A 22,375-nucleotide genomic window follows, 5' to 3' on the forward strand; every position below is an offset into this window, starting at 1 on the left:
AAGTTTCATGCCAAATATAGGCATTCAATCACAAGCCACCAAATCCCAGCCTTTAAATATCAGTGTTATCAGGCGAAGTTTCGTATTTCCCTTCGTCTCTCTCACTTTAGGATCTTCGGCATAACGTTTCAATTGCCCGGCAGCCTCAGTCCTCAGCGATTCTATCTCCGGGGCGGAGGCGTCACGACGGGCATATTTTACCTCTACGATATAACTATAGACGATTTCCGGTTGATGCAACAAATCGGGCATCATGTAGAAGTCCGCATATCCCTTATTCGCCTCATACTCCGGATGAATTATATAAGTACGGGTCAAGCCCAAGTAAGCCAACAAAAAGCCCTTTACGTGCGCCTCACCCTCGATAAACTCACGGATAGAGCTTTGTCGCTTCAATTCAGAGGCGAAGTACTCAAAGACAGGTTTCCAGTTTCCCTCGTAGGCCATGCTAGCCACGAGCATCCCCAGCCGATCCATCTCGAGGGAAAATAAATCGGCGCTCCGGTAAGCCTCCACTAAATAGGAGTACAACTGCTCACGAACCGTCAAGTTAGGGATCGCCAGTAGGGTACTCCCCCATTTAGTACCCCGTATGGTAAGCAGCCCGAAATAATAGAGCAGGCTCTTAAAATTATCCGGTTTTGCCAGATCCTCGGCGGGAAAAGCCGTCTTGATGGTACCTATGGTCTCGCCATTCGTCACGATGTCTTGGATGATAGAGGTGTTCATGCCCATTTTCTTGTCCAAGCGAATCAAATGACGGAGCTTATTATAATCCGTACGGATGTTGTTATCGATCATGTTCTCCGGAACTTTTTTCAACGGAAGATAATGATTCAGGAAATACAGCACCATATCCGAGTTATACATCGGCTCGTGGAGCGAATCTCTCGAGAAACAGTAATTATCGTACCATGGCTTCATCACGCCGATCACCTCATCTACCTCTCCGGCCAGCATATCCACGTCTTTATAATAAGACAACATATCACGTACCTCCCGCTCGCTAAACCCGATAATCCCGTTAAACCGGGGATCGGTGCTCATATTGGCACCGATATTGAATCCACTTGTCACGTCATCCATGGTGACCGGAGAGACTCCCGTGATGAACATACGCTTGATCGGTCCGTTTCCCGTGGCACCTTCTTTCAGCTTATTAAAGAAATAGCGGAAGAACCCCGTGCCATGTGTCAATTTACGGTAATGCTCATTCCCCACATTGGCGAGTATGGCGTTCGTGAAATTATCATACTCATCGATGAACAGGTAGATCGGAAGATCCAGTAACGTAGCCTGCCCGATCAGGTAGTTCAATTTCTCGTCCGCGTTCTTGAGCCTTTTCAATTCACTGGCGAAACCGGGATTGAACATATGTCCGTAAAGCCCGGCGAAAAGATCGAAACGCATCGAGCAATTATCATTGAACGAGGCCAGCAATCGATCCGGGTCCGGATTCACGCCGGCGAAATTAAAATCGAGCACAAGGTATTTCCCTTGCTCCGCCGTAGGATGCGAACCGATATACAGCCCCTCGAAGATTTCCTTGAAACGATCCCGCCTATAGATATCGTAATACCATCTAAGCATGTTGATAAACAAAGACTTTCCAAAACGCCTCGGACGGATCAAGAAGAAGAAATTGGCAGATTCCTCCAACCACTCGATATAATGAGTCTTATCCACATAATAATACGGCTCTTTCCTAATCCTCTCAAAATCCGTCAGTCCATAAGGGATCTTCTTTATTGCCATAGCGATCTTTGTTTTTATGAGTAATTACAAATATAGGCATATATATCCGGCAAAGCAACAACTTCCGAGGAATTATCACGCGGATAATGTACCTTTGCGACGTTTTTAACTTTAACAATTAATCATATATGAAAAAAAATCAGTTTCCGGGAAGCGGAAACAAGCGTGAGAAAGCTGCTGGATAGTTTGGAAAATGCCCAAAAGGCATGGGTGGACTTGAAAAAAGACGCGAAAGGGGCGCATAAGTTGTTTAAAGACTACCAGCCGGAGGAGGATCTGGTTAAACGGGAGAAGATCATCTACACGGGCTCCGTGAAAGACTTCGTGCGGCTGACGCTGCCCATCCTCGATGACCAACGTTTCCGGGTGAACGGGCAGACGAACCGGGAAGCCATGATACGGGCGCTGGACGAGGTGTTCGAGATACACCCCAACGGCTGCCCGGAGCCAAGGAGCTTCCGGAGCATCCTCTCGACGGCGCAGGAGGAATACGGGAAAGCGCATGAATAACAAGCTTCCCGTTTTTCACAACAAAAGTTAAAACTTGGGAGGCGTCCCAAAGCGCCTCCCTACCTTAGCGCCATCAAGCCAGAGACACTGGCTCTTTTTTTATCACTTAAAAACATAGTATGATAAACACATCATTATTCGCCCTTTTCGGACGATACAAAGGAGACGCCTCGCTAGCGGGCGTACTGGAAAACATCCAAAGAGGAACGTACAAGCAGTTCATCGACGAGACGCGGGAGGCGCTGGCGTCGGGCGATAAGGAACTGGCCGCCAAACTAAAGAAAAAACTGCCCGCTTTCACCCCACAGGCCACCTACTCCGGGAAACGCCTCGACCCTCACATCACCCGCTATAACCAATTGGTGGTACTCGACATCGACCACGTAGGGGAACGGGAGCTGGAGCGTATCACCCCGCTCGCCACGGAAGCGCCCTACACCGTGGCGTATTTCCGCAGTCCCAGCGGCGACGGGGCGAAACTCATCGCCTACGCCGCCACGGACGAGACCGCCACGCCGGGTAATCACCGGAGGGTCTACGAGGCCATGAGCCGTTGGTACGCCGCCCGGCTCGGCGTGGAGCTGGATACCTCGGGCAGCGACATCGGGCGGCTTTGCTTCGTATCGGACGATCCCGCCCTATACTTCTCGCCTGCCTACCGCCCTTGGCTGGAGGGTACCGGCGAGCTACCGGAGGGCCTCGCCCCGCTACCCCTTACTTGGAAGGAGGAGGTTAGCGAGACGGCTCCCGGGGCGAAGGAAAGGAAGGTGGCCTCGCCACTGGAGAAGGCACGCCGGACCGCCGAGCGGAAAGGCGCCTACGCCGAGGGCAACCGCAATAACTTCATCTTCGTCATGGCCGCACGGGCGAACCGGCTGGGCGTGAAGCGGGCCGAGATGGAGGCTTACGCCGCTACCGCCTTCGCCGACTTGCCGGCGGAGGAACGCCTCGCCGCCATCGAGAGCGCCTACAGCCACGTGGAGGAGCACGCCGCCGAGACGAGCGCCGCCACCTCCCGGAAAAAGGGCGGGGGCCCGCTGGACGTGGTCGCCGTGGAGAATTATATATCCGAGCGTTTCCTCACCCGCAAGAACGCCGTGAGGGGGTACGTGGAGGTAGCCACGAAGAAAAAGCGGAACGGTCAAAAGCCGGTCTTCAAGCCGGTGACCGACTACTGGGTGAACTCGCTCTGGCGGAGTCTCCTGAAGGACGGCCACTACTGCTCGCATAACGACATCCGGGCCATACTGATGTCGGACTTCAGCGAGACGTTCCACCCTTTCCGCTCGTATTTCGAGGGGCTGGCCCCGTGGGACGGGGTGACGGACTGGATCGGGCAGCTGGCCGATACCGTGGACACCACCCGGCCCGCCTTCTGGCGGGGTTGCCTCAAGCGCTGGCTTATCGCGCAAGTGGCCGGCTCCATGGAGCTAGGCGTGGAAAACCATACCATCCTGCTGCTGGCCGGCGGGCAGGGGCTGGGCAAGACCTCGTGGCTGCGGAACCTCGTGCCGCCCGAGTTGCGGGACTATCTTTTCACGGGCAATGTCAATCCGTATAGCAAGGGTTTCCCGCAGATGATGGTGGACTGCCTCTTGATCGTCATCGACGAGATGTCCGGCCAGAGCTACGCCGATCTGAACCGCCTCAAGGCGCTCACCTCCACCGGGGTCATCTACCTGCGCCGCCCATACGGACACTATGCCGAGACGCAGATACGCCACGCCTCCTTCGCCGCCACGGTGAACGACTTGCAATCGCTGCCGGACGATAACGAGTCTCGCCGCTTCCTCTGCTTCGAGGCCACACGGATCGATTACCAGTCGCCCATGCGACACGCCGACATCTACGCCCAAGCTCTCGCCCTCTTCCGCCGGGGCGAGAAATACTGGTTCTCCGGCGAAGACATCCGGAAGATCAACGAGAACAACGAGACCTTCCGCCAGCGAAGCCCCGAGGAGGAATTGTTCTTCACCTATTTCCGCAAACCGGAGCGTTTCGACACGCCACAGTATCTTACGGCGAGCGATATTATGACGAAACTAAGTGTATTTACACGTATCACGCCGACACGTTCCAATATAGTTACGTTGAGCAAGGTGCTGAAAAAACACGGTTTTAAGCTCACGAAAACTAGAGGAAAACTACTGTTTGAGGTCGCCGAGATCACCTCGGAACAGGTAAAAGCCAATTTTTTGCGCCCTAGGCAAGAGGAAGAGGATAGAGCCCAAAAGGAGAATGATATCTTTAAGGGTCAAGAAGATAAGCCGGAATAAAAACTGACTTTATAAAATGAGCAGGGCGCAAAAGGCGCAAAAAACAGTGTCTGGAAAAACATTTTACAAAAAGATAAATATATATCACACTATAGCAGTGTGATGAAAAAATATATTTACAAGAAAAGTTTTATATAGGCACGTAAAGATGCGCCTTTTGCGCCCTAACCCCGGCACCGATATTCGTCGGGATTAAGAAACATGACCGGAAAACCAATGAGATACGGATGCTAAGTCAATGGAATCCGTCTTGCGTTCCATTGACTTAGCGCCCCTATTCCACCCGGATACCATCCGGCTCTCACGGCTCGCCGAGCGACTCGATGATGGCCCGCACCATGGCGGGCGAATAGACCCGCTCGCCCTCGTGATAACCCAGCGAGAGGAGGCGACCGGGCAGGCCGGGATAGATCGTTATCCAATGTTGCAGCTTGCGGTGGGCCGAGCGGGGATGCAGGTCGGGCAGGTAGACCTCGGCCAGCTCCATCCGCCCGTATGCTCGTATCTTGAATGTCGTTTCCATATCCTAAAGATAGTGAATCTCCGGCATATATCCATCATTTTCCGGAGAAATAATTCACCCGAAATCACCCTAAGTCACCCAAAGCGACAAAGCCCCCATGCCCTGCCGTATCTTTGTATCAACATTAAAAAACAACACATTATGATCCGCTACAAGAAGTATCAAAACAAGAACGAGAAGAACGTGACAACCTTCAACAAGTGGTACGCCCGTGCCGTATGCGAAGAGACGGTAGACATCGCCGCCTTGGCCGAGCACATGTCCACCCACAACACCCCCTTCTCCACCGGCGCCATCCACGGCATGCTGAAGGACATGGTGAATTGTATCAAGGAGCTGCTGATGGACGGCAAGAACGTGAAGATAGACGACCTCGGCATCTTCAGCGTGGGCATCCGCTCGAAGGGGGCCGTCACGCCGGAGGATTTCTCCACGCAAGGCAATATCATCGGCGTACGCCTTCGTGCCCGTGCCACGGGCAACCTCTCCAGCGCCTCGCTCAAGCTGACGGCCAAGCTCCGTGAGTACACCGAGTACTCGAACGGAGAGGTGACCCCGGGAGGTGGCGGAGGCGATTCCGAGAGCCCGGACGAGATTTAGGGAATTGAAAATTGAGAATTGAGAATTGAAAATTAAGTGGTATGGAGATTTCTGTTTTTATACGTGAATACGCTCCGCTGGCTGGGGAGGCCGGGCGGGCGTTCCGGATCGATCCGGTGGTGATCTTGGCACAGGCGGCCATCGAGACGGGTTGGGGCGAGAGTACGCTCTGCCGGGAGTATCATAACTTTTTCGGCATCACGGCCTACGGGCTGCCCAACGTATGGTGGACCGGCCGGTGGACGGAGCTGTCGCCCCGCTCGCTACGTTTCCGGATCTACCCGGACGATAAGTGCTCGTTCATGGATTACTGCCGCCTGCTTCGCTCGGCCTATCCCCGGGCGGCCGACATGAGCGCCAACCCTACGGCCTTCGCCAAGGAGATCGCCTACAGCCCCTACATCAGCGAGGTGAACGGCGACAACCGGGAAGCCTATCGTAAGCTGATCGTCCAGCTTTGCCGAAAAATCAGCTCGCAACTATCAATCGTTAATCAAAAGGGCGGGCAGATGCCGTCCCTATCATCAACTGTCAACTAAAATGAAATACCTTGAACTCATCCTCCGTTGCCTCACGGCGCTCCTCCGGGTCATCTTCCCGCAGCATCCCCCTGTTCCCGAAACGACAGACGCTACCGGCGCTGTTCCTTCTCCTGCTAGCCCTCCTCTCTCTCCTCATGCGGGAGACGGAGGTGACGCTAGCGGCGATCGGCGCCTCGCTGACGCTCTTCCGCCACCACGATCCCCCTCCTCCCCACCGCCCCCGGGGCGGACTGGCTGGGTATCTCCGGCTACACCCTCCTCATAGCGGGGTGCACAGGGTGCCTCTTGAAGTACTGGGGTTATTAGAGGAAATGGGAATTTGAAGAATACTATTTTCTTCAAGCAAAAAGGGTATGCCGTGATGCATACCCTTTAACTTTTATTAAACCATCTATTCCTTTTGTGGTTATAAAAGAACATATAACCATCAATTATTCAAGACAAACTCTTCTATGGCATAACCGTTATATAAGTTGTCACTCCATCTACCCTAACTCCATTAACATATACATCACAAACTAGTCGATAAGAACCCGGAGAATATACGTTAATCGAACAATAATCACCATTCGGATAACAATAACAATTCCCAGAACCTACAATACTCCATCTAAATTCAGCACCACTAGGAGCATTGAACAGTTGGTAAGACGACCCTGCGTAACCACCACTAAACTTCAAAGAAGTTTCCCCCTTAATATACATAGCAGCAGCAACTGCCATTATATCTACATTATCGTTTTCCACTTCTACAGCTTGAATTGTAGAAAAAGAACACACAGAAAGGCACAAAATAATAAAACAGCATAATAACTTCTTCATAATTTTAAAATTTAATTGAGTTTCAATAAAAAAGAATTCTAAAATATAAGAAGACAAACTCTTTAAGAGCAAGAATCTGTAAGCACCATTCAAAATAAAAACGATAAGGAAGTCCCCTGCCTTCCTTATCGCCATAAACCTTTAGTTTCTCCAAGCTTCCGGCTGTACCAAGTACGGAGTACCTGTTTCCGGATCTGTACCCAAAGTCAAGATCTCATCGTCAGGAACGGGCAACATTGTCTTTTTCGATGACAGATAAGAAGCTCCCGCAAACTTAGAGATATACTGTTTCTCATAGTCCACATAGGCTTTCAACTCACTAGCCATCACATCACCACCCCAACGGGACAAATCGAACCAGCGCTCACCTTCCATAGCCAACTCTAACTTACGCTCCATGCGAATCGCCTTGATACAAACATCTTTGTTTGAGAATGCGGCATGTGAAGAAGGATATTCGGCAATCTTATAATTAGCGGCTGGAGTCCCATCATCTAACTTAACAATATTAACATCCAAAGCCGCACGACGACGAATCTTGTTAACCTGCTCCATCGCACCTTTCAGATTCCCAACGTTAGCCAAGCATTCAGCATATAATAAAGTTAAGTCACGAACACTTAAATATTGCAAGTTCATAGCAGAACCCGGTGCCCAACCACCATATAACGCTTTCATACCAGCCGCATCCTCAGCCTTGCTATATACATGCTTTTTCGGCATGAAGATACCGCCATTCGTAGCATCTCGTACCCAACCATTCTCTGGGAATCCCCAATCCTTATAAGGAATACCAAAACGACCTACAGCAAAATCCAATCGAGGATCGACCGCAATGTTATTATCGTTAACGGCTAGCACAGCATCTTGGGAACTATCGGAGTTACGAACAGATACACTTTTCTTCGTACGATATTCACCGTTCAAGTAAGGAAGGCCATTCGCATCTACTTGGAACGAATTCACCAACTCAAAAGAAGGCTGGTAGAAACCACAACATCCACCGGGGCCTGTATTATGCGGATAAGCTAAACAGAAGGGAGCACCCCCCATATTCTCTGCCGCATTTGAGTATTGTACCGCAAAAACGGATTCCTTACCATTTTCTGTCAAAGCATTGAAGTTATTGTCCAGATCATCTTCCAGTCCATAAGCCATACCCTTAGACGTAACACCATTTGTCAACACATCCGCTAAGATAGGTTGCGCTTCCGCCAAATCACCATGCCACATCAAGATCTTAGCCTTCAAAGCCTTCGCTGCGGATTTATTCGCCCGACCAACCTCACCAACAACCTTAGGATCATCCGATAAATTTGCTATAGCATCATCCACGTCGGCAACGACCAAGCTATAGATATCTTTGTCATTATGCACCTTTGGGTCATTCTCTTGATTAGTCTCATCAATATAGGGGAGATAAACACCAAACACACGCATTCCCTCGAAATAAGCCAAGGCTCGTAAGAATTTCAACTCGCCTTTACGCATTTGGCGAATTTCTTCCTTCATATCCTCCGCATTTTCCAAGACCTGAAGAGCCAAGTTAACACGTTTGCTCATTTGATACACCCAAACCCATTTTTGCTTGATATAGCCATTGGTCGACAATGTATTATACAATTCTATCTCATTCACCGTAGATTGGTCGTTAGGGTCTGATCCCTTGTTGGCATCACCCCCATAAATACCACCCCATACCCAGTTAAACGGAGAAGCTTGATAGGGATCGTATCCTTCCACAGGAGAGGCTAAACCCGCATAAGCACTAGTAACCAGCAACTCCACACCTTGAGCATTCGCCAAAGCCTCCGGGGTCAAAACTCCTTGCGGCTCCTTTCCCAAGAAATCATCGCCACAAGACCCTAAAGTCAGCATACTGGCAAAAGCCAACGCTAATATATATTTGTTGTGTTTCATAATAAAATTCATTTTAAAAGTTAATCAAATCCCTAAACATTAGAAAGCGAAATTTACACCGAACAAGAAACGCATCGTTGAAGGCCATCCACCCATATCAACACCTCTCTGTAGGTCTCCCCCACTTTCTTTGCCCATATCCGCATTCGTATATTCCGGATCCAATCCAGAGTAACCGGTAATAGTCAGCAAATTCTCGGCTTGTACATACAAACGTAAGTTTTGGATACCCACCTTAGATAACACGCTCTTCGGAAGCGTATAACCCAAAACCACATTCTTCAAACGCAAGAACGAAGCATTCTCTACGTAATAAGAGTTCGAGAATTTACCAGAATAACCATCGTTCGAATCCAAGATCGGCAAAATGGCATTGCTATTATCAGCACCGGGAGTCCAAGATTGATCACGCATACGCTCAGACTTGTTACCGTTGAACATCCAGAAGTCCGTAAAATATTTCGTATTGTTAAACAGGTCATTGCCGATAGTTGAATACCAGAACATCGTGAAGTCCCAGTTTTTCCAAGTAACCGTAGCGTTTAAGCCAGCGATCAAATCAGGATGGGGAGAACCGATGAATGTACGGTCTCTTTCCGTCAACTTACCATCCTTATCCACATCATCAAACTTAAATTTACCGACCCAAGCCTTGGCGGACTCAGCGTTCAATCCGGATTGTCCTAGAGGCGGCAAGGCCAAAACCTCGTCAACGTTCTCATAGAAACCATTCACCTTGTAACCATAGAACTCAGAGATAGCATGTCCTTTCGTCGTACGGGTCACGTTTCCATCCAAGCGAGTTCCCGCTCCCCACAAGGAGGCATCATCCGACTCCGAGATACGCAGTACCTCGTTCTTATAATGGGAAAGGTTCAAACTTACGTCCCAAGACCAATCACCTTTTGAATCTCTATAATTCAAGTTCAAATCGACACCCGTATTCTTGATATCACCGAAATTGATATATGGTTTCTTGATCTCCGGGTTAGCAAACGCTGAATATTGAGCCTCGATCAACATATCCGTTGTCTTCTTCCAATACCACTCAGCACCAATATTGAATTTACCATTTAAGAAAGTAGCGTCCACTCCGACGTTCCACATCTCTGTAGACTCCCACTTGGTATCCTCGTTTCCATATTTATCTAAGATGAAACCTGTTGTAGTAGAATTATTCTGTCCGTTCAAATCGTAGTCAGAACGTTTCGGGTAAGTTGCAAGTTCCATAGCATAGTTCGTAATACGAGGAACCTCAGAGTTTCCTGTCTGTCCATAACCGACACGCAACTTCAAATCGTCCAACCAATCTCTCGTACTTTCCATGAAATCCTCTTGGGAAATACGCCAACCTAAAGAAGCGGATGGGAACACACCATAACGATTAGATTTTGAGAAACGAGATACACCATCCCGACGGATGATACCTGTGAACAGGTATTTATCATTGAAAGAATAATCTACACGGCCGAACAAGCCAAACAAAGCAAACTCACCCTTATATTCGGAATTCGCCAAACGCTGGTTGTTATTCTCACCCATATTCAGCACCCAACTATTCGTATTATCCTCAAACAAATAATTGTAACGACGACCGGTCAACTTGCGTCCCAGACCGTCACGGATAGCCTCCGTACCCAACAGAACGGTAAGTTTATGGATATCATTAAAAGTCTTGTTATAGGTCAACGTATTCGTCCATACCCAACGATAATTAAACTCACTTTGTTCCTCAAAGTTATTCTGTCCCATAGACTCTGAGAACTCCGGATTTTTCTTTTCCATGCGATAATAATATCGGTTCGTATAGTCAATACCGAAATTCGTACGGAATGTCAAGCCCTTGATAATATCAGCCTCAGCCCATAAGTTACCAAAGATACGATTACGAGTATAATAATTTTCCTTATTACGGACTTGATTGGCTATCGGATTTTGGAAGTTACCCGTACCGGAGAACTTTGATCCAGCGAAATTACCAGCGATATCATATACCGGAACCCAAGGAGAAGCACGATATGTCCACGAATAAGGATTAGATTCCGCCCCATTAGCACTCAAGCCGTTATCTTTCGTAAAAGCATATGTTAAGTTCTCACCCACACGTAACCAGTCACGTACATCGAAAGAAGTATTCGCACGCACTTGATAACGCTGATAGTAAGAATCAATTACCGTACCGTCTTGTTTGAAATAGTTTGCGCTTAAGTTATACTGTCCCTTTTCCGTACCACCGGACAAGCCGACTTGATGATTTTGAATCATGGCGGCACGATCTAACTCATCCCACCAGTCCGTATCTGAGAATGGTGCGTAAGTTGTAGTAGGATAATCATAGTCACTCGGATCTATTGTTGTAGAACCCTGAGCACCTGATTGTGTCAAGTAATTCGGGATAGAAGGTCTATCCCCCGTACCAAATTGAGGATTACTTGGATAACCTCCGATATCACGCATAGCAATATTATTCTTCTGCGCCTCCCAATCTAGGTTCAAGCGATCCATAGAATTCAACACGTCATATTTCTTACCCGTCTTCTGGACACCAATATAACCGTCGTACGTTAATCTCGGTTGCCCGCTCTTCGTACCTTTCTTCGTCGTGATCAAGATAACACCGTTCGCGGCCTGCGCACCATAGATAGCGGCAGAAGAGGCATCCTTCAATACCTGCATACTCTCAATATCGTTCGGATTCAAAGTACTTAGATCCTGATTACGTGTTGACACGCCGTCAATTACGTATAATGGGCCGTTATCATTAACCGTATTGATACCACGAATACGAACCATTGAAGGAGAACCCGGAGAACCGGTCTGACCGATATATACACCGGCAGCCTTACCTTGCAACTGCTGGGTAGCGGAAGATCCGGAAGATGCCAAAAGGTCTTTCGTATCGACTACCGCCACGGAGCCTGTGATATCTTTCTTCTGCTGCGTACCGTAACCTACTACTACGACCTCATCAAGGTTTTGCGTATCTTCTTTCAATGTCACATTTACCACTTCTCCCGAAGCAGGAATTTGCTGGGATACATAACCAATGTAGGAAACGACTAAAATGGAGTTGGGCTCAACTTCCAAGGAATACTTACCGTCAAGGTCGGTAATCGTACCGTTTGTAGTACCTTTTACTACAACATTTACACCCAAAAGGGGTTCACCCTTTGCGTCAGTTACCGTACCGGTAACTTTCTTAGCTTGTTGGGAGATGGACACATTCGCATTAGACGCATGGATTGGAGGGGTTACACCCGCACCGACCATAAGGAAACAAAGTGCCAAACCCAGCCCGCTTTTAACAAAAGCCAACTGTTTGTTCATCATAACACAAAAATAGGTTAACATTAATATTTGTACCCACTCTTCGGATACCGGGACAAATATAAATTATTATTTTCATAAAAAACAATATTATGCATGTTTTTTTTACATTTTCTTATTTTTCCTAGACATATGCGCACGCAAACAAGCATTGAATATCTAAGAAGAGTTGTTCTTATTAACAAAAAGACAGCAGCACAAAAAGCGACAAAATGTTAAATAATATATTTAAAATACATCATCTATTCCTAATTTTTCCAAATCCATTTTACAGAATTATCAATATCTACCCCGAATAATGAGCTGACAGCCCCCTATAAAACAAAAGAGGACGCCGTTTTACCGACATCCTCCTAAGCTCTTATCGCATTAGATCCATGAGCCTTACCGGCTGCCGGCTATCGATTTACTCACGATATTCGTTACGGCCTCTTGCATCTTCTCGATGACGCCGCTGTTTTCCATCCCGTATTCGGAGGCGATCGTCTCCAGATTCGGGGAACCGATCCAAACCTTGCCGTCCGCATCTTCCCAAACGGAGATACGTAGCGGCAGCTCCAAAGAGATAGACGGATCTTGCTGCATCAATAAAGTCCCGACTTTCGGCGAGCCGAAGACGATCACCTTATTCGGAGGCAGCTTCATCCCTACCTCGCTAGCGTTTCGCCCATGATCGAACACGGCGAACACGGAACCTCCTTGAGACTTGATAATCTCCTCGATCCGCCGCATCGTCTCATCCACGCTAAACGGGCTTACCGCTTTATCCATCAAACGATTCTTTTTCTCCATGGCTGTAATTTTCTTTAGTTTTGTCAGGACAGGAGTCTTGACCGTCCGTACACTCGACTTCCGGTCATTATTCAGCTGCTCATAAATAACGATTTTATTCTCTCCTTTGTTCAGCCATACGCCCGGTATGTAAAGCGTTTGCTGAGGGCCGGCGTACCAATAGCGACCGATATTGATACCATTGATGAAAATAATGCCCTTTCCCCAATCCTCCATATCGATAAACGTATCGCCGGTATCAGACAGGTGGAAGGTTCCCTCGTAGAGAACCGGCTTATTCCCCAACGCCGCTACCTCGGGCGAGCCATTCTTATAGACATAAGGCTCGCCGGAGGCCAAAGCCGGCATCCGGTCCATCGGGAGCTTGTACATCTTCCAGTCCGATATCTCGCTGCCGTTAATCTTGACCGGGCTGATGATCCCCTTCGTATTGCGGACGATCTCCTCGCCATAATTGATACGCCCCATGTTCTCCACCAAGATGTCCAAGGTAGCGTTGAACGGGATATCGATCTCCATCGCATATTGGTTGAAACAACGGTTTAACTCGCCGACACGCTCGCCATCCACGTAGATCGTAGCGTAATCACGCAAGCCCGGTATCTCCAGACGGCCTTTCAGGGGTTGGTTGAAATGGGTTGAGTACAAGACGTAGCCGTATCCTTGGTTCAATTGCTCGAACGTGAGAGGTGTCGTGGACGCTACCGGTTCCCCTTCTTTCGCCAAGGCCAACACATCGGCTACCTTCGTCAAGGAGATCGACGGGACCTCGATCAGCGGTATAGGAGCCGGAGCCTCGGGGACGTCATAGGTGACGTATTTCCGGATCACGTTGCGGATCGAGTCGAACTTCGGGGTCACCCAACCCGCCTCGCTGATCGGGGCGTCGTAATCGTAGCTGGTCAAGTCCGGCTGGATATCATGCTTCTTGTCGTAATTGGCGCCACTGGTGAAGCCGAAATTCGTACCGCCATGAACCATATAGAAATTGAAAGAGACATCGTTTTGGAGGTACGTCTCCGTCTGCCTCGCTATGCCGGAATCGCTTATATCGGGGAATGGTTCCGCCCAGTGCATCAGCCAGCCGGGATAAAACTCGGCTACCATATACGGGCCTACCCCCCCGTGATACTCGTTCACCACCTTTTTCAAGTTCTCCACGTTACTCTCCCCGTTCGCCGTAGGCAGCGCTCCCGGGGTGGAACCGCCCTCGAACAACCAGCTTCCGTCCGAGGTGAACAGAGGCACGTTGAAACCGGCGTCCGCCAATTGCCGCTTGATCTTGGCGTTGTAGCGGCGATGCTCCTCCAAGGGGATATCCTTACGTTGCGCCACGTAAGAACCGAACTCGTTCTCGGCCTGCACCATGATGATAGGGCCGCCTTTCGATACCTGCAAGTCGCCGACCTGCTCGTAAAGCTTATCGATATAAAGCTTCGTGCGTTTCAAGAACTCCGGGTTATCCCGGCGGATCTCCATGCCCGGTATATTCTGCAACCACCACGGATAACCGCCGAACTCCCACTCGGCGCATACATAGGGGCCGGGACGGAGGATCACCATCAATCCCTCCTCTCCCGCTATCCGGATATACTCGGCCAGATTCTTGTCTCCCTCGAAATCCCATTTACCCGGCTCCGTCTCGTGCAGGTTCCAGAAGACATAGGTAGCGACCGTATTCAAGCCCATCGCTCGCATCATCCGAAGGCGATGCCGCCAATATTGGTGGGGGATACGAGGATAATGCATCTCACCCGAAAGGATCGGGGTTACCTTCCCGTTTACATAAAAATGACCGTCCTTGATCTCGAACGTACGTTTCTCCTTGGCGAACGAGCCGACAGGTATCAGCATCAAAAGGAGCAATAGATAGGCGATTTTCTTTTTCATGGAATCCATGTGTTATAAAGATTTATTTTTAGGTTTAAGATCTCGTGGCAAATGTATGTAAATAAAAAGAGGATGCCAAATAAATGACATCCTCCCTAGCTTATATATTATATAATGTATAAGTCTGTATTAAGCTTGCTCCAACTGCAAAGTCTTAGTCGGCTGGTCGCAAACCTCCGTCGGGCCGAAGTACTGGATCGGACCCGGATATACATAGCTAGTAGTCAAAGCCCACTCGTCACGGTTAGCGGCGAACGCCTTGAAAGGAGCGCCGTCAAGCTTAACCAAAGCCTTCTGGATAACCGGCTTCATCTCGCCATGACGTTTTTCCATGTTCATCATCATAGTAACAGGGATACCACCGGCGATCCATTGATCAGCGGGAGCGGTCGTGTTACGTACGGAAGACATATAACCTGTCTTACCGGCGGCGATCAAGCAAGATGCCGTGTAACCCAAAGAGTAGCAGTAGTCCGCATCGTAGTTAGACGGAGCGGCGCAACGACCCTCGTAACCGAAGAAGTGGTGTTGTGCGGCGAACTTGCCTACGTACTTGCCCTCGGCTTTCCACTCAGCCAATTTCTTGCCAACCATCTCGGACAATAACTTCTCGGTCTCGATCAAAGAAACCTGTACGTTTCCGTGCGGGTCACGGTCCAAAGACAACTGACGAGCTACGCCCTCCGGAAGAGAAGCGTACAGATCAGAGTTCTCCTTCGTCAACTTGCTGATGATATAAGCACGTTGCTCGCTCTTCTTGATCATCTTGAACTCAGCGTCGTGCTTAGCCAAGAAGTCGTTCAACTCGGCGATCAAGCGTTTCATAGCCGGAACGAACTCGATCAAGCCCTCAGGGATCAATACCGTACCGAAGTTATTACCCTCGGCGGCACGTTTAGCCACGATACCAGCCACGTAAGTAACGATATCGTCCAAAGACATATTCTTCTCCTCAACCTCCTCGGAAATGATACAAACGTTCGGTTGAGTCTGCAAAGCGCACTCCAAAGCGATATGAGAAGCGGAGCGACCCATCAATTTGATGAAGTGCCAGTATTTCTGAGCGGAGTTACAGTCACGTTGGATGTTACCGATTACCTCGGAGTAAACCTTACAAGCCGTGTCGAAACCGAAAGAGGTCTCGATCTGGGCGTTCTTCAAGTCGCCGTCGATCGTCTTCGGGCAACCGATTACCTGTACGCCGGCGCCAATAGCCTTGTAATACTCAGCCAATACGCAAGCGTTCGTGTTAGAATCGTCACCGCCGATAATAACCAAAGCCTTGATATCAAGTTCTTTCAAGATCTGAAGACCTTTATCGAATTGTTCCGTAGTCTCTAATTTCGTACGTCCGGAACCGATCATATCGAAACCGCCCGTGTTACGGTACTCGTCGATAATATCAGCCGTCAATTCCATATATTTATGATCGATCAAACCGCCCGGGCCCAAGATGAAACCATACAGACGAGAATCTGCGTTGTGAGCCTTGATACCGTCGAACAAACCAGCGATCACGTTGTGACCACCGGGAGCCTGACCACCGGAAAGGATCACACCAACGTTCATGACAGGCATAGCCTTCTCCTCGTTACTCTTCTCGAATGTAACGATCGGCATTCCGTAAGTGTTCGGGAACAATTTCTTGATTTCTTCCTGATCGGCTACTGATTGAGTATACTCGCCGTCAACGGCTTTCACTGCACCTTTCAACGCAGCGGGTACCTTCGGTTGGTAAGCTGCTCTTGCGATTTGTAATGCACTCTTTGTCATTTCTTAATTGATTTATTTAGAAATTATTTGATACGTGTTCAAAAGTGACGCGAATATAAGGAAAAAAATCCGTATTAATAAAAGAGAAGGGGGATATGTTAATTGAAAAATCACCCTAAAATTGGTTCCGAAGGAATGATTAACACTTTACAAGCCGATTTCCTAAAACAGGTCTGACAATATAGATCAACTCCTTCATCGTCCGCCCCAAATACATAATACTTTATCGTATAAACACACCTTTTTAGCTCCTTTACATAAAGACTTTATATGCATGCAAGCTTTATCCCTAGGTGTATCTCTAGATTATAAAATAATAAATATCAATTCCTCACAAGAAGCCCCTTTTACTATTTTCTTATTCCAACTTTAAATCCGGTAACTTTTTGACTATCTCCATGGTTTGTACGCTCACGTTGATTACGGAGAGTAGCAAGTCCAAGATATAACGGGGGTTATCATGCTCACGGCTCCAGTCATTCGGATCGTTCTTGATCAAGCTACTTGGATCGGTTTTCACTTGATAGCGCTCCATGATCCATTCGATAGCGGATTTACCGTTCACGATGTACTCATACGCCTCATCGGGTATGTTCTCTATACGAATCGAGCTGTTATAGATAATCGTATCCTTTTGCCCCTTTTTCGGGAATCGCATTTTCTCTACCTCATAGTATTTATAATCCACCTTGACCGCATATAGATCCGTAGTTCCGGCAATCATACGACCATCCGGGGCCTCCTCCTTTTGCCTGTCGCCAATGACAGTCACGCCCTCATACGCAGGTATTTCCTCATAATTCAGATGCAGATTAGCCAGTTGCTTACCCGCATAGGAGAAATCGAGGAAAGCGTCTATATCTTCCACGATCGGGATACGTGGTAAGGATTTCTTCAGATCGGCCGCGAAGGCTTCCCGGTATTTCGGGGAATGAAGCAAGCCATACACATAGTAGAAGATGGTTTCTTTCGTGATCTTCCGGGCATTACCGAAACGGGTACGGACTTCTTTCAGTATCCAGTCGGTGATTCCGTCTCGACGGATGTAATCATCGTTTGATTCGGTATCGAATAAGGACAAGGTTTGCTGCTTGTTCTTGTTTTCTTCGTACCAGTAGAGAGGGAAGCATTGACCATTAAAAATAACCTGAAGATCAGGAATGCAATCAACAATTAGACAAGAGAAATCTTTATCTCCGATTCCTTTCACGCAAATCACTAAATTCTGATGAATAGAAGTCGGAAACATATTAAAAACAGGTCCTACATCATTTAAAACAGTCTTATCAAAATATAAATTTTGCTTTGAAAATGGGCGATACAACCCTATAGAGGCATATTTAACATCATAAAAATGCTCTCTATTTTTTTCTACATCTTGTCTATAAGCTCTACTCCAACTTATTTTTAATGGGTCATTGTCAATAAAACTCACAACATCAATATTCGGATTATACCTTTTATACTCTTGATATTTTAATCTTTGCTCATTATAAAACTCATTTGATCGTTTCATTGACTCAAGCATTTTTTGTCTCGAATAGTTATAAGCCCATGAATCGCGGGAAGAACCTATGCCTCTTGCATAAACAGCATTAAATAGAGTCTGCTTATTAGCTTTATTATCCTTATCACCCAAAAGTATCAAAGAATCAAACACATCCCCTCTCTGATTAATCCAATCCCCTTTCTCATTCGGAGCAACAATCTCCCATTGTAATTTACTAGAATCAACGGAACCAAACTCACTTATCTTTTTAAGCTTCTGCTCACGAGATAAATAATCACCAATATCATGATACAGAATCGTCGCTTTTCCTTTCTTTTCCGGGTTCTTTATTAAAAAGGTAATTGATATAGGCGTACGAGAACCTGAACCAAATATTTTACCGCCTTCTTTACGAGATAACTCACCACTCGTACGTTGGTTCCCTCTCAAATTCAATACATATACACTCGAATATTCGTCCTCAAGACATTTCCTAAATCCTTCTTGAGCATTTCCATCAATCCAAGCCCCATTACTAATGAAAGCTACCACACCCCCATCCTTGCAATCCGCAATACGATCACTCGCCCAACGAAACGCCTTAATATAACTATCATAAAGAGAGTTCTTATTAGTCGCTTGAGCGGCTTTGGCATACGTCTCGGCAATCCGTTTATCCAAATGAGCGTAACTCAAATTCTGCGCATTATCATTCGCCGATTTCTGTCCGACCGAGTACGGAGGATTACCCATTATAACCCGTACCGGAGCTTTCTTTTGCTTATCCACATTCGCCGCATTCTCGGGAAACCAAGTCTGATCCAAGACATTCTCCTCGTTCTCGGTTGTCTGGAAAGTGTCCGTTAAGCAAATGCCCTCGAACGGCAAATAAGTATCTCGCTTTACGAGACTATGAAAGACGCTCTCGATATTGACATCAGCGATATAATAAGCGAGCAAGACCAACTCATTGCAATGAATCTCATTCTTATATTTACGTTCCAGATCTTCCGGACGGATCAAACCGCTTTGTAACAAACGGGTAATGAAAGTACCCGTCCCCGTGAAAGGATCTAAGATATGTACATTCTCATCCGAAAGGCTGCAATCAAATTCCTTGCGCAAGATATCGTCAACGGAATGAATAATAAAATCCACGCATTCCACGGGTGTATAAACGATACCCAGCTTATCCACGGTCTTCGGGAAAGCACCCTTGAAGAACTTCTCATACAGATTTTTGATAAGCATCTGCTTTCCTTCCAGATTGTCAATATCGCCCACGTTCATGCGCACGTTCTCATAGAATTTATTCAATACCTCCGTATCCTTTTCCATGGCCTCGCTCTCCAGTAGCTCCAACATACGTTGCATACTACGGCTGACCGCATTATTCTTGACAAACTGATAGTCCTTAAACAAGGCATCGAATACCGGACGTGTAATCATATGCTGCGCCAGCATCTCCACCGCTTGTCCCTCGTCAATGGAAGGGTTCAAGTTCTTTTGCAAGCCATTCAAGAATTCAACGAAAGCCTCTTTGTGCAATCCCTCTTTCACGACACGGGCGATGCGCTCTATAAATTTCTGGGCGATCAAACCGATCTCCCTCGCCCAGTTCTCCCAATACAGGCGATCTCCGACCTTCTCGACCATCTTCGCGTAGATCCCATCTTGCAAAGAACCGAAACGAAGTTCCAACTGGCGAGCGATCTCCTCATTACTTAGCTCGGTCGCCCCCATCTGTTGATCCTGCGGATCGGGCATCCAATCCTTCCCGTGCATCCGGCCCGAGCCTTGCGGTATCCCGGCGACAACCACCTTGGGAGGCTTCACCTTATTCAAATGTATCTTATTGACCGTAGCGTTAAACTCATCGTCGTGGGCACGCAAGGCATTCAAGATTTTCCAGACCACGGAAAAACGCTCGTTATCCTCCATCGCCTTCTCCGGCTCCACATCCGCCGGAACGACTACCGGGACAATGATATAACCATATTTCTTCTCATCCGAAGCCCCCTTGTGGAACGTACGCATCACACGCCCCACGCTCTGCACGACATCCACCTCGCTATTACGGGCGGCTACAAAAAGAACAGCGTCCAAAGCCGGCACATCCACCCCTTCGGACAAGCAACGCACGTTCGATAGAATACGACACTCGTGCGGATTGCCGGTCTCCTCCTTCAGCCAAGCGATCTTCTCCTCCCGTGTAGCGGCATTCATCGCCCCGTCGATATGTTGGACCTCGATATCCACGACCTCTTCCCGTACTTCCTCCGACAAGGATTCCTTATATTTTCTCACCATCGTAGGCATCACGGCAGCAAACCCCTTGGAAGAGATACCGCTCCCCCGCTCACTCGGATTAATGGTCGAGCAAAACGCCACGGCCCTCCGCATCAATACCGGGTCCGCCTCCTTCGTAACCCCCTTATCTCCTTTTATACGTTTGGACAAGCCATTGATACAACCGATGAGCTTACTGGCGTCGTCCATCTTTATTTCCTTTTGTTGCTTATCCTTGACATCCTCTAGGATAGAATCCGGGATATCATCCTCGCTAATCGTCAGCACCAATACCTTATAGTCCGTCAGCAGTCCCTCACGCACGGCACGTCCGAATCCGATCCGGAAAAACTCCTCGCCATAATAGTCCGGGTTATTCATGCTCCACAACACTAAATCCTTGTCTTTAGCCGTCGCCTTGGCATTGTCATTATAATAACGTGGGGTAGCCGTCATGTAAAGACGCTTTTTCCCCCGGATCAAGTCATTGTCATGTATTTTAGTAAAATGACTCTCATCACGACCTTTTTGCTTAAAACCGGTTGTCCGATGCGCCTCGTCGCAAACGATATAATCGAATATACCATAAGACGGATCAGCCTCCAATAGCGCTCGCTGCGCCTCGGCCAAGACATCTATACTTTGATAGGTCGAGAATACGACAACCAGTCCGTCCGTATCCTTATAGCCTAATAATTGCCGTTTTATCGAGTTGATATTTGTCGTGGCGGGCAATGGGTTATCGATGATACTCGTCTCGTCATTATCGAAATCGTTCCTTTTGGAAGCCTTGGAATCCGAGCAAATACAAACAGCCTTCATCCTGTATTTCGTATCTGTCATCCAAGCATTCAGCGATTGTCCTAAAAGAGCGATACTGGGGACCATGAATAAAATCAGTCCCTTGCCCCCGGTCTCTTGCTCTATGATCTCCAAGGAGGTGTACGTTTTTCCCGTTCCACAAGCCATGATTAGTTTTCCCCGGTCATGTACCCTGAAATATTCATGAGCCGCTTTCATCGCTTCCAACTGATGCTTGCGAGGCTGTTTACCTTCCCGTAAAGCCGCTTTTCCCGTATCCCCTTTCAAGAGTTTATCCCAATCAACCGGAGAAGCCTCCAACTCATGCATATTGATACGAGTCACCGAAATGTCTTGACCTTTCAACGTCTCTTCCGCATTCGCTCCCCAGCGCAAGGTGGTAGAAACCCAGATCAGGTTACTGAAATACGTGGTCTTCAAGGTTAAATCATCTATAAACGCACGATGAGCGGTGGATATAAAGGAGTCTACGACCGCCTTGCTTATGACGGCCTTCTCGTCATAGCATTTACACTGGATGGCCCAATAATCACCCAAATCAGTTTTCGCCACCAAGTCTATACCTAGATCTTTCCCGCCGAAATCCTTTTTTCCCGGAAATTCCTCCCAAAGCCAAACCTCCTGCAATTTATCCGCATAGCGAGGGTCCGTTTGGAACCATCTCTTCATCAGTTTCTCAAACTTCGCTCCCTTTTCTCTTTCGGTAAAAGATCCGGTACGGAATCTTTGAAGTACTTCTTTAAATGTCATTGTCTCAATCGTCCGTTGTTTAGTCCTCAAAAGTACATAAAACTCCACTTATTTCAATAACTCGGACAGATTTTCATTGGAGACATAGCCGACCTTCTAAAAGAAACATCTGTTTCTTCCGATAGAAACAAGAGTTTTATACGGGAGAAACTCTTGTTTATTCATAGGAAAACTTTTGTTTTCCCTAGAAGAAACTAAAGTTTCCTAAGCATAAAAAACAACAAAACTGCAATAAATTGAAAAACAACACTATACTTAAAAATTCACTCTTCTACAGATAAGATAAGCGAGAATA

The 22,375-nt window shown here is 47.7% G+C and carries 12 protein-coding genes; 4 read left to right on the forward strand and 8 right to left on the reverse strand.

Features of this window, described 5'->3' with window-relative positions; genetic code table 11:
* Nucleotides 1-24 precede the first annotated feature (24 nt).
* Nucleotides 25-1,755 (reverse strand): ATP-binding protein, encoded by a 1,731-nt coding sequence (locus tag D7V92_RS06760; RefSeq protein ID WP_121772550.1) that lies wholly within the window; start codon nt 1,753-1,755, stop codon nt 25-27.
* 165 nt (nt 1,756-1,920) lie between these two features.
* Here D7V92_RS06760 and D7V92_RS06765 point away from each other — a divergent pair, with 165 nt between their 5' ends.
* Nucleotides 1,921-2,265 carry a hypothetical protein gene (locus D7V92_RS06765; RefSeq protein WP_005855952.1) on the forward strand — a complete coding sequence of 115 codons (345 nt, stop codon included), beginning with the start codon at nt 1,921-1,923 and terminating at the stop codon, nt 2,263-2,265.
* Nucleotides 2,266-2,384: 119 nt separating this feature from the next.
* Nucleotides 2,385-4,541, forward strand: a complete 2,157-nt coding sequence (locus D7V92_RS06770; protein ID WP_121772551.1) for a BT4734/BF3469 family protein — start codon at nt 2,385-2,387, stop codon at nt 4,539-4,541.
* Nucleotides 4,542-4,842: 301 nt separating this feature from the next.
* Here the strand turns inward: D7V92_RS06770 and D7V92_RS06775 are convergent, their stop codons facing one another.
* Complete coding sequence (locus tag D7V92_RS06775) at nt 4,843-5,064, reverse strand: DUF4248 domain-containing protein (protein ID WP_005868065.1); 222 nt, start codon at nt 5,062-5,064, stop codon at nt 4,843-4,845.
* A 141-nt stretch (nt 5,065-5,205) separates the two neighbouring features.
* On the opposite strand from D7V92_RS06775, the gene D7V92_RS06780 reads away from it, so the two are divergent.
* On the forward strand, nt 5,206-5,664 hold the full coding sequence (locus tag D7V92_RS06780; RefSeq protein ID WP_005855948.1) for a hypothetical protein: 459 nt from the start codon (nt 5,206-5,208) through the stop codon (nt 5,662-5,664).
* 41 nt (nt 5,665-5,705) lie between these two features.
* Nucleotides 5,706-6,203: a glucosaminidase domain-containing protein gene (locus D7V92_RS06785; protein ID WP_005868062.1), complete on the forward strand. Its 498-nt coding sequence runs from the start codon at nt 5,706-5,708 to the stop codon at nt 6,201-6,203.
* 453 nt (nt 6,204-6,656) lie between these two features.
* Here the strand turns inward: D7V92_RS06785 and D7V92_RS06795 are convergent, their stop codons facing one another.
* The 6 genes from D7V92_RS06795 to D7V92_RS06820 all read right to left on the reverse strand — a co-directional run bounded on the left by D7V92_RS06795 (nt 6,657) and on the right by D7V92_RS06820 (nt 22,080).
* Nucleotides 6,657-7,028: a hypothetical protein gene (locus tag D7V92_RS06795; protein ID WP_005855944.1), complete on the reverse strand. Its 372-nt coding sequence runs from the start codon at nt 7,026-7,028 to the stop codon at nt 6,657-6,659.
* Between the two features lie 141 nt (nt 7,029-7,169).
* On the reverse strand, nt 7,170-8,948 hold the full coding sequence (locus D7V92_RS06800; protein WP_121772552.1) for a RagB/SusD family nutrient uptake outer membrane protein: 1,779 nt from the start codon (nt 8,946-8,948) through the stop codon (nt 7,170-7,172).
* 39 nt (nt 8,949-8,987) lie between these two features.
* Nucleotides 8,988-12,278, reverse strand: coding sequence for a TonB-dependent receptor (locus tag D7V92_RS06805; protein ID WP_121772553.1), 3,291 nt, complete (start codon nt 12,276-12,278; stop codon nt 8,988-8,990).
* Nucleotides 12,279-12,659: 381 nt separating this feature from the next.
* Nucleotides 12,660-14,966 (reverse strand): beta-galactosidase, encoded by a 2,307-nt coding sequence (locus D7V92_RS06810; RefSeq protein WP_370036072.1) that lies wholly within the window; start codon nt 14,964-14,966, stop codon nt 12,660-12,662.
* Between the two features lie 120 nt (nt 14,967-15,086).
* Nucleotides 15,087-16,730, reverse strand: coding sequence for a diphosphate--fructose-6-phosphate 1-phosphotransferase (locus tag D7V92_RS06815; RefSeq protein ID WP_036650726.1), 1,644 nt, complete (start codon nt 16,728-16,730; stop codon nt 15,087-15,089).
* Between the two features lie 358 nt (nt 16,731-17,088).
* Nucleotides 17,089-22,080 (reverse strand): type ISP restriction/modification enzyme, encoded by a 4,992-nt coding sequence (locus tag D7V92_RS06820; protein WP_121772554.1) that lies wholly within the window; start codon nt 22,078-22,080, stop codon nt 17,089-17,091.
* Between the last annotated feature and the right edge of the window lie 295 nt (nt 22,081-22,375).

Origin of the sequence: Parabacteroides sp. CH2-D42-20, from assembly GCF_003670185.1 — a bacterium.
Lineage (GTDB): Bacteria > Bacteroidota > Bacteroidia > Bacteroidales > Tannerellaceae > Parabacteroides > Parabacteroides distasonis.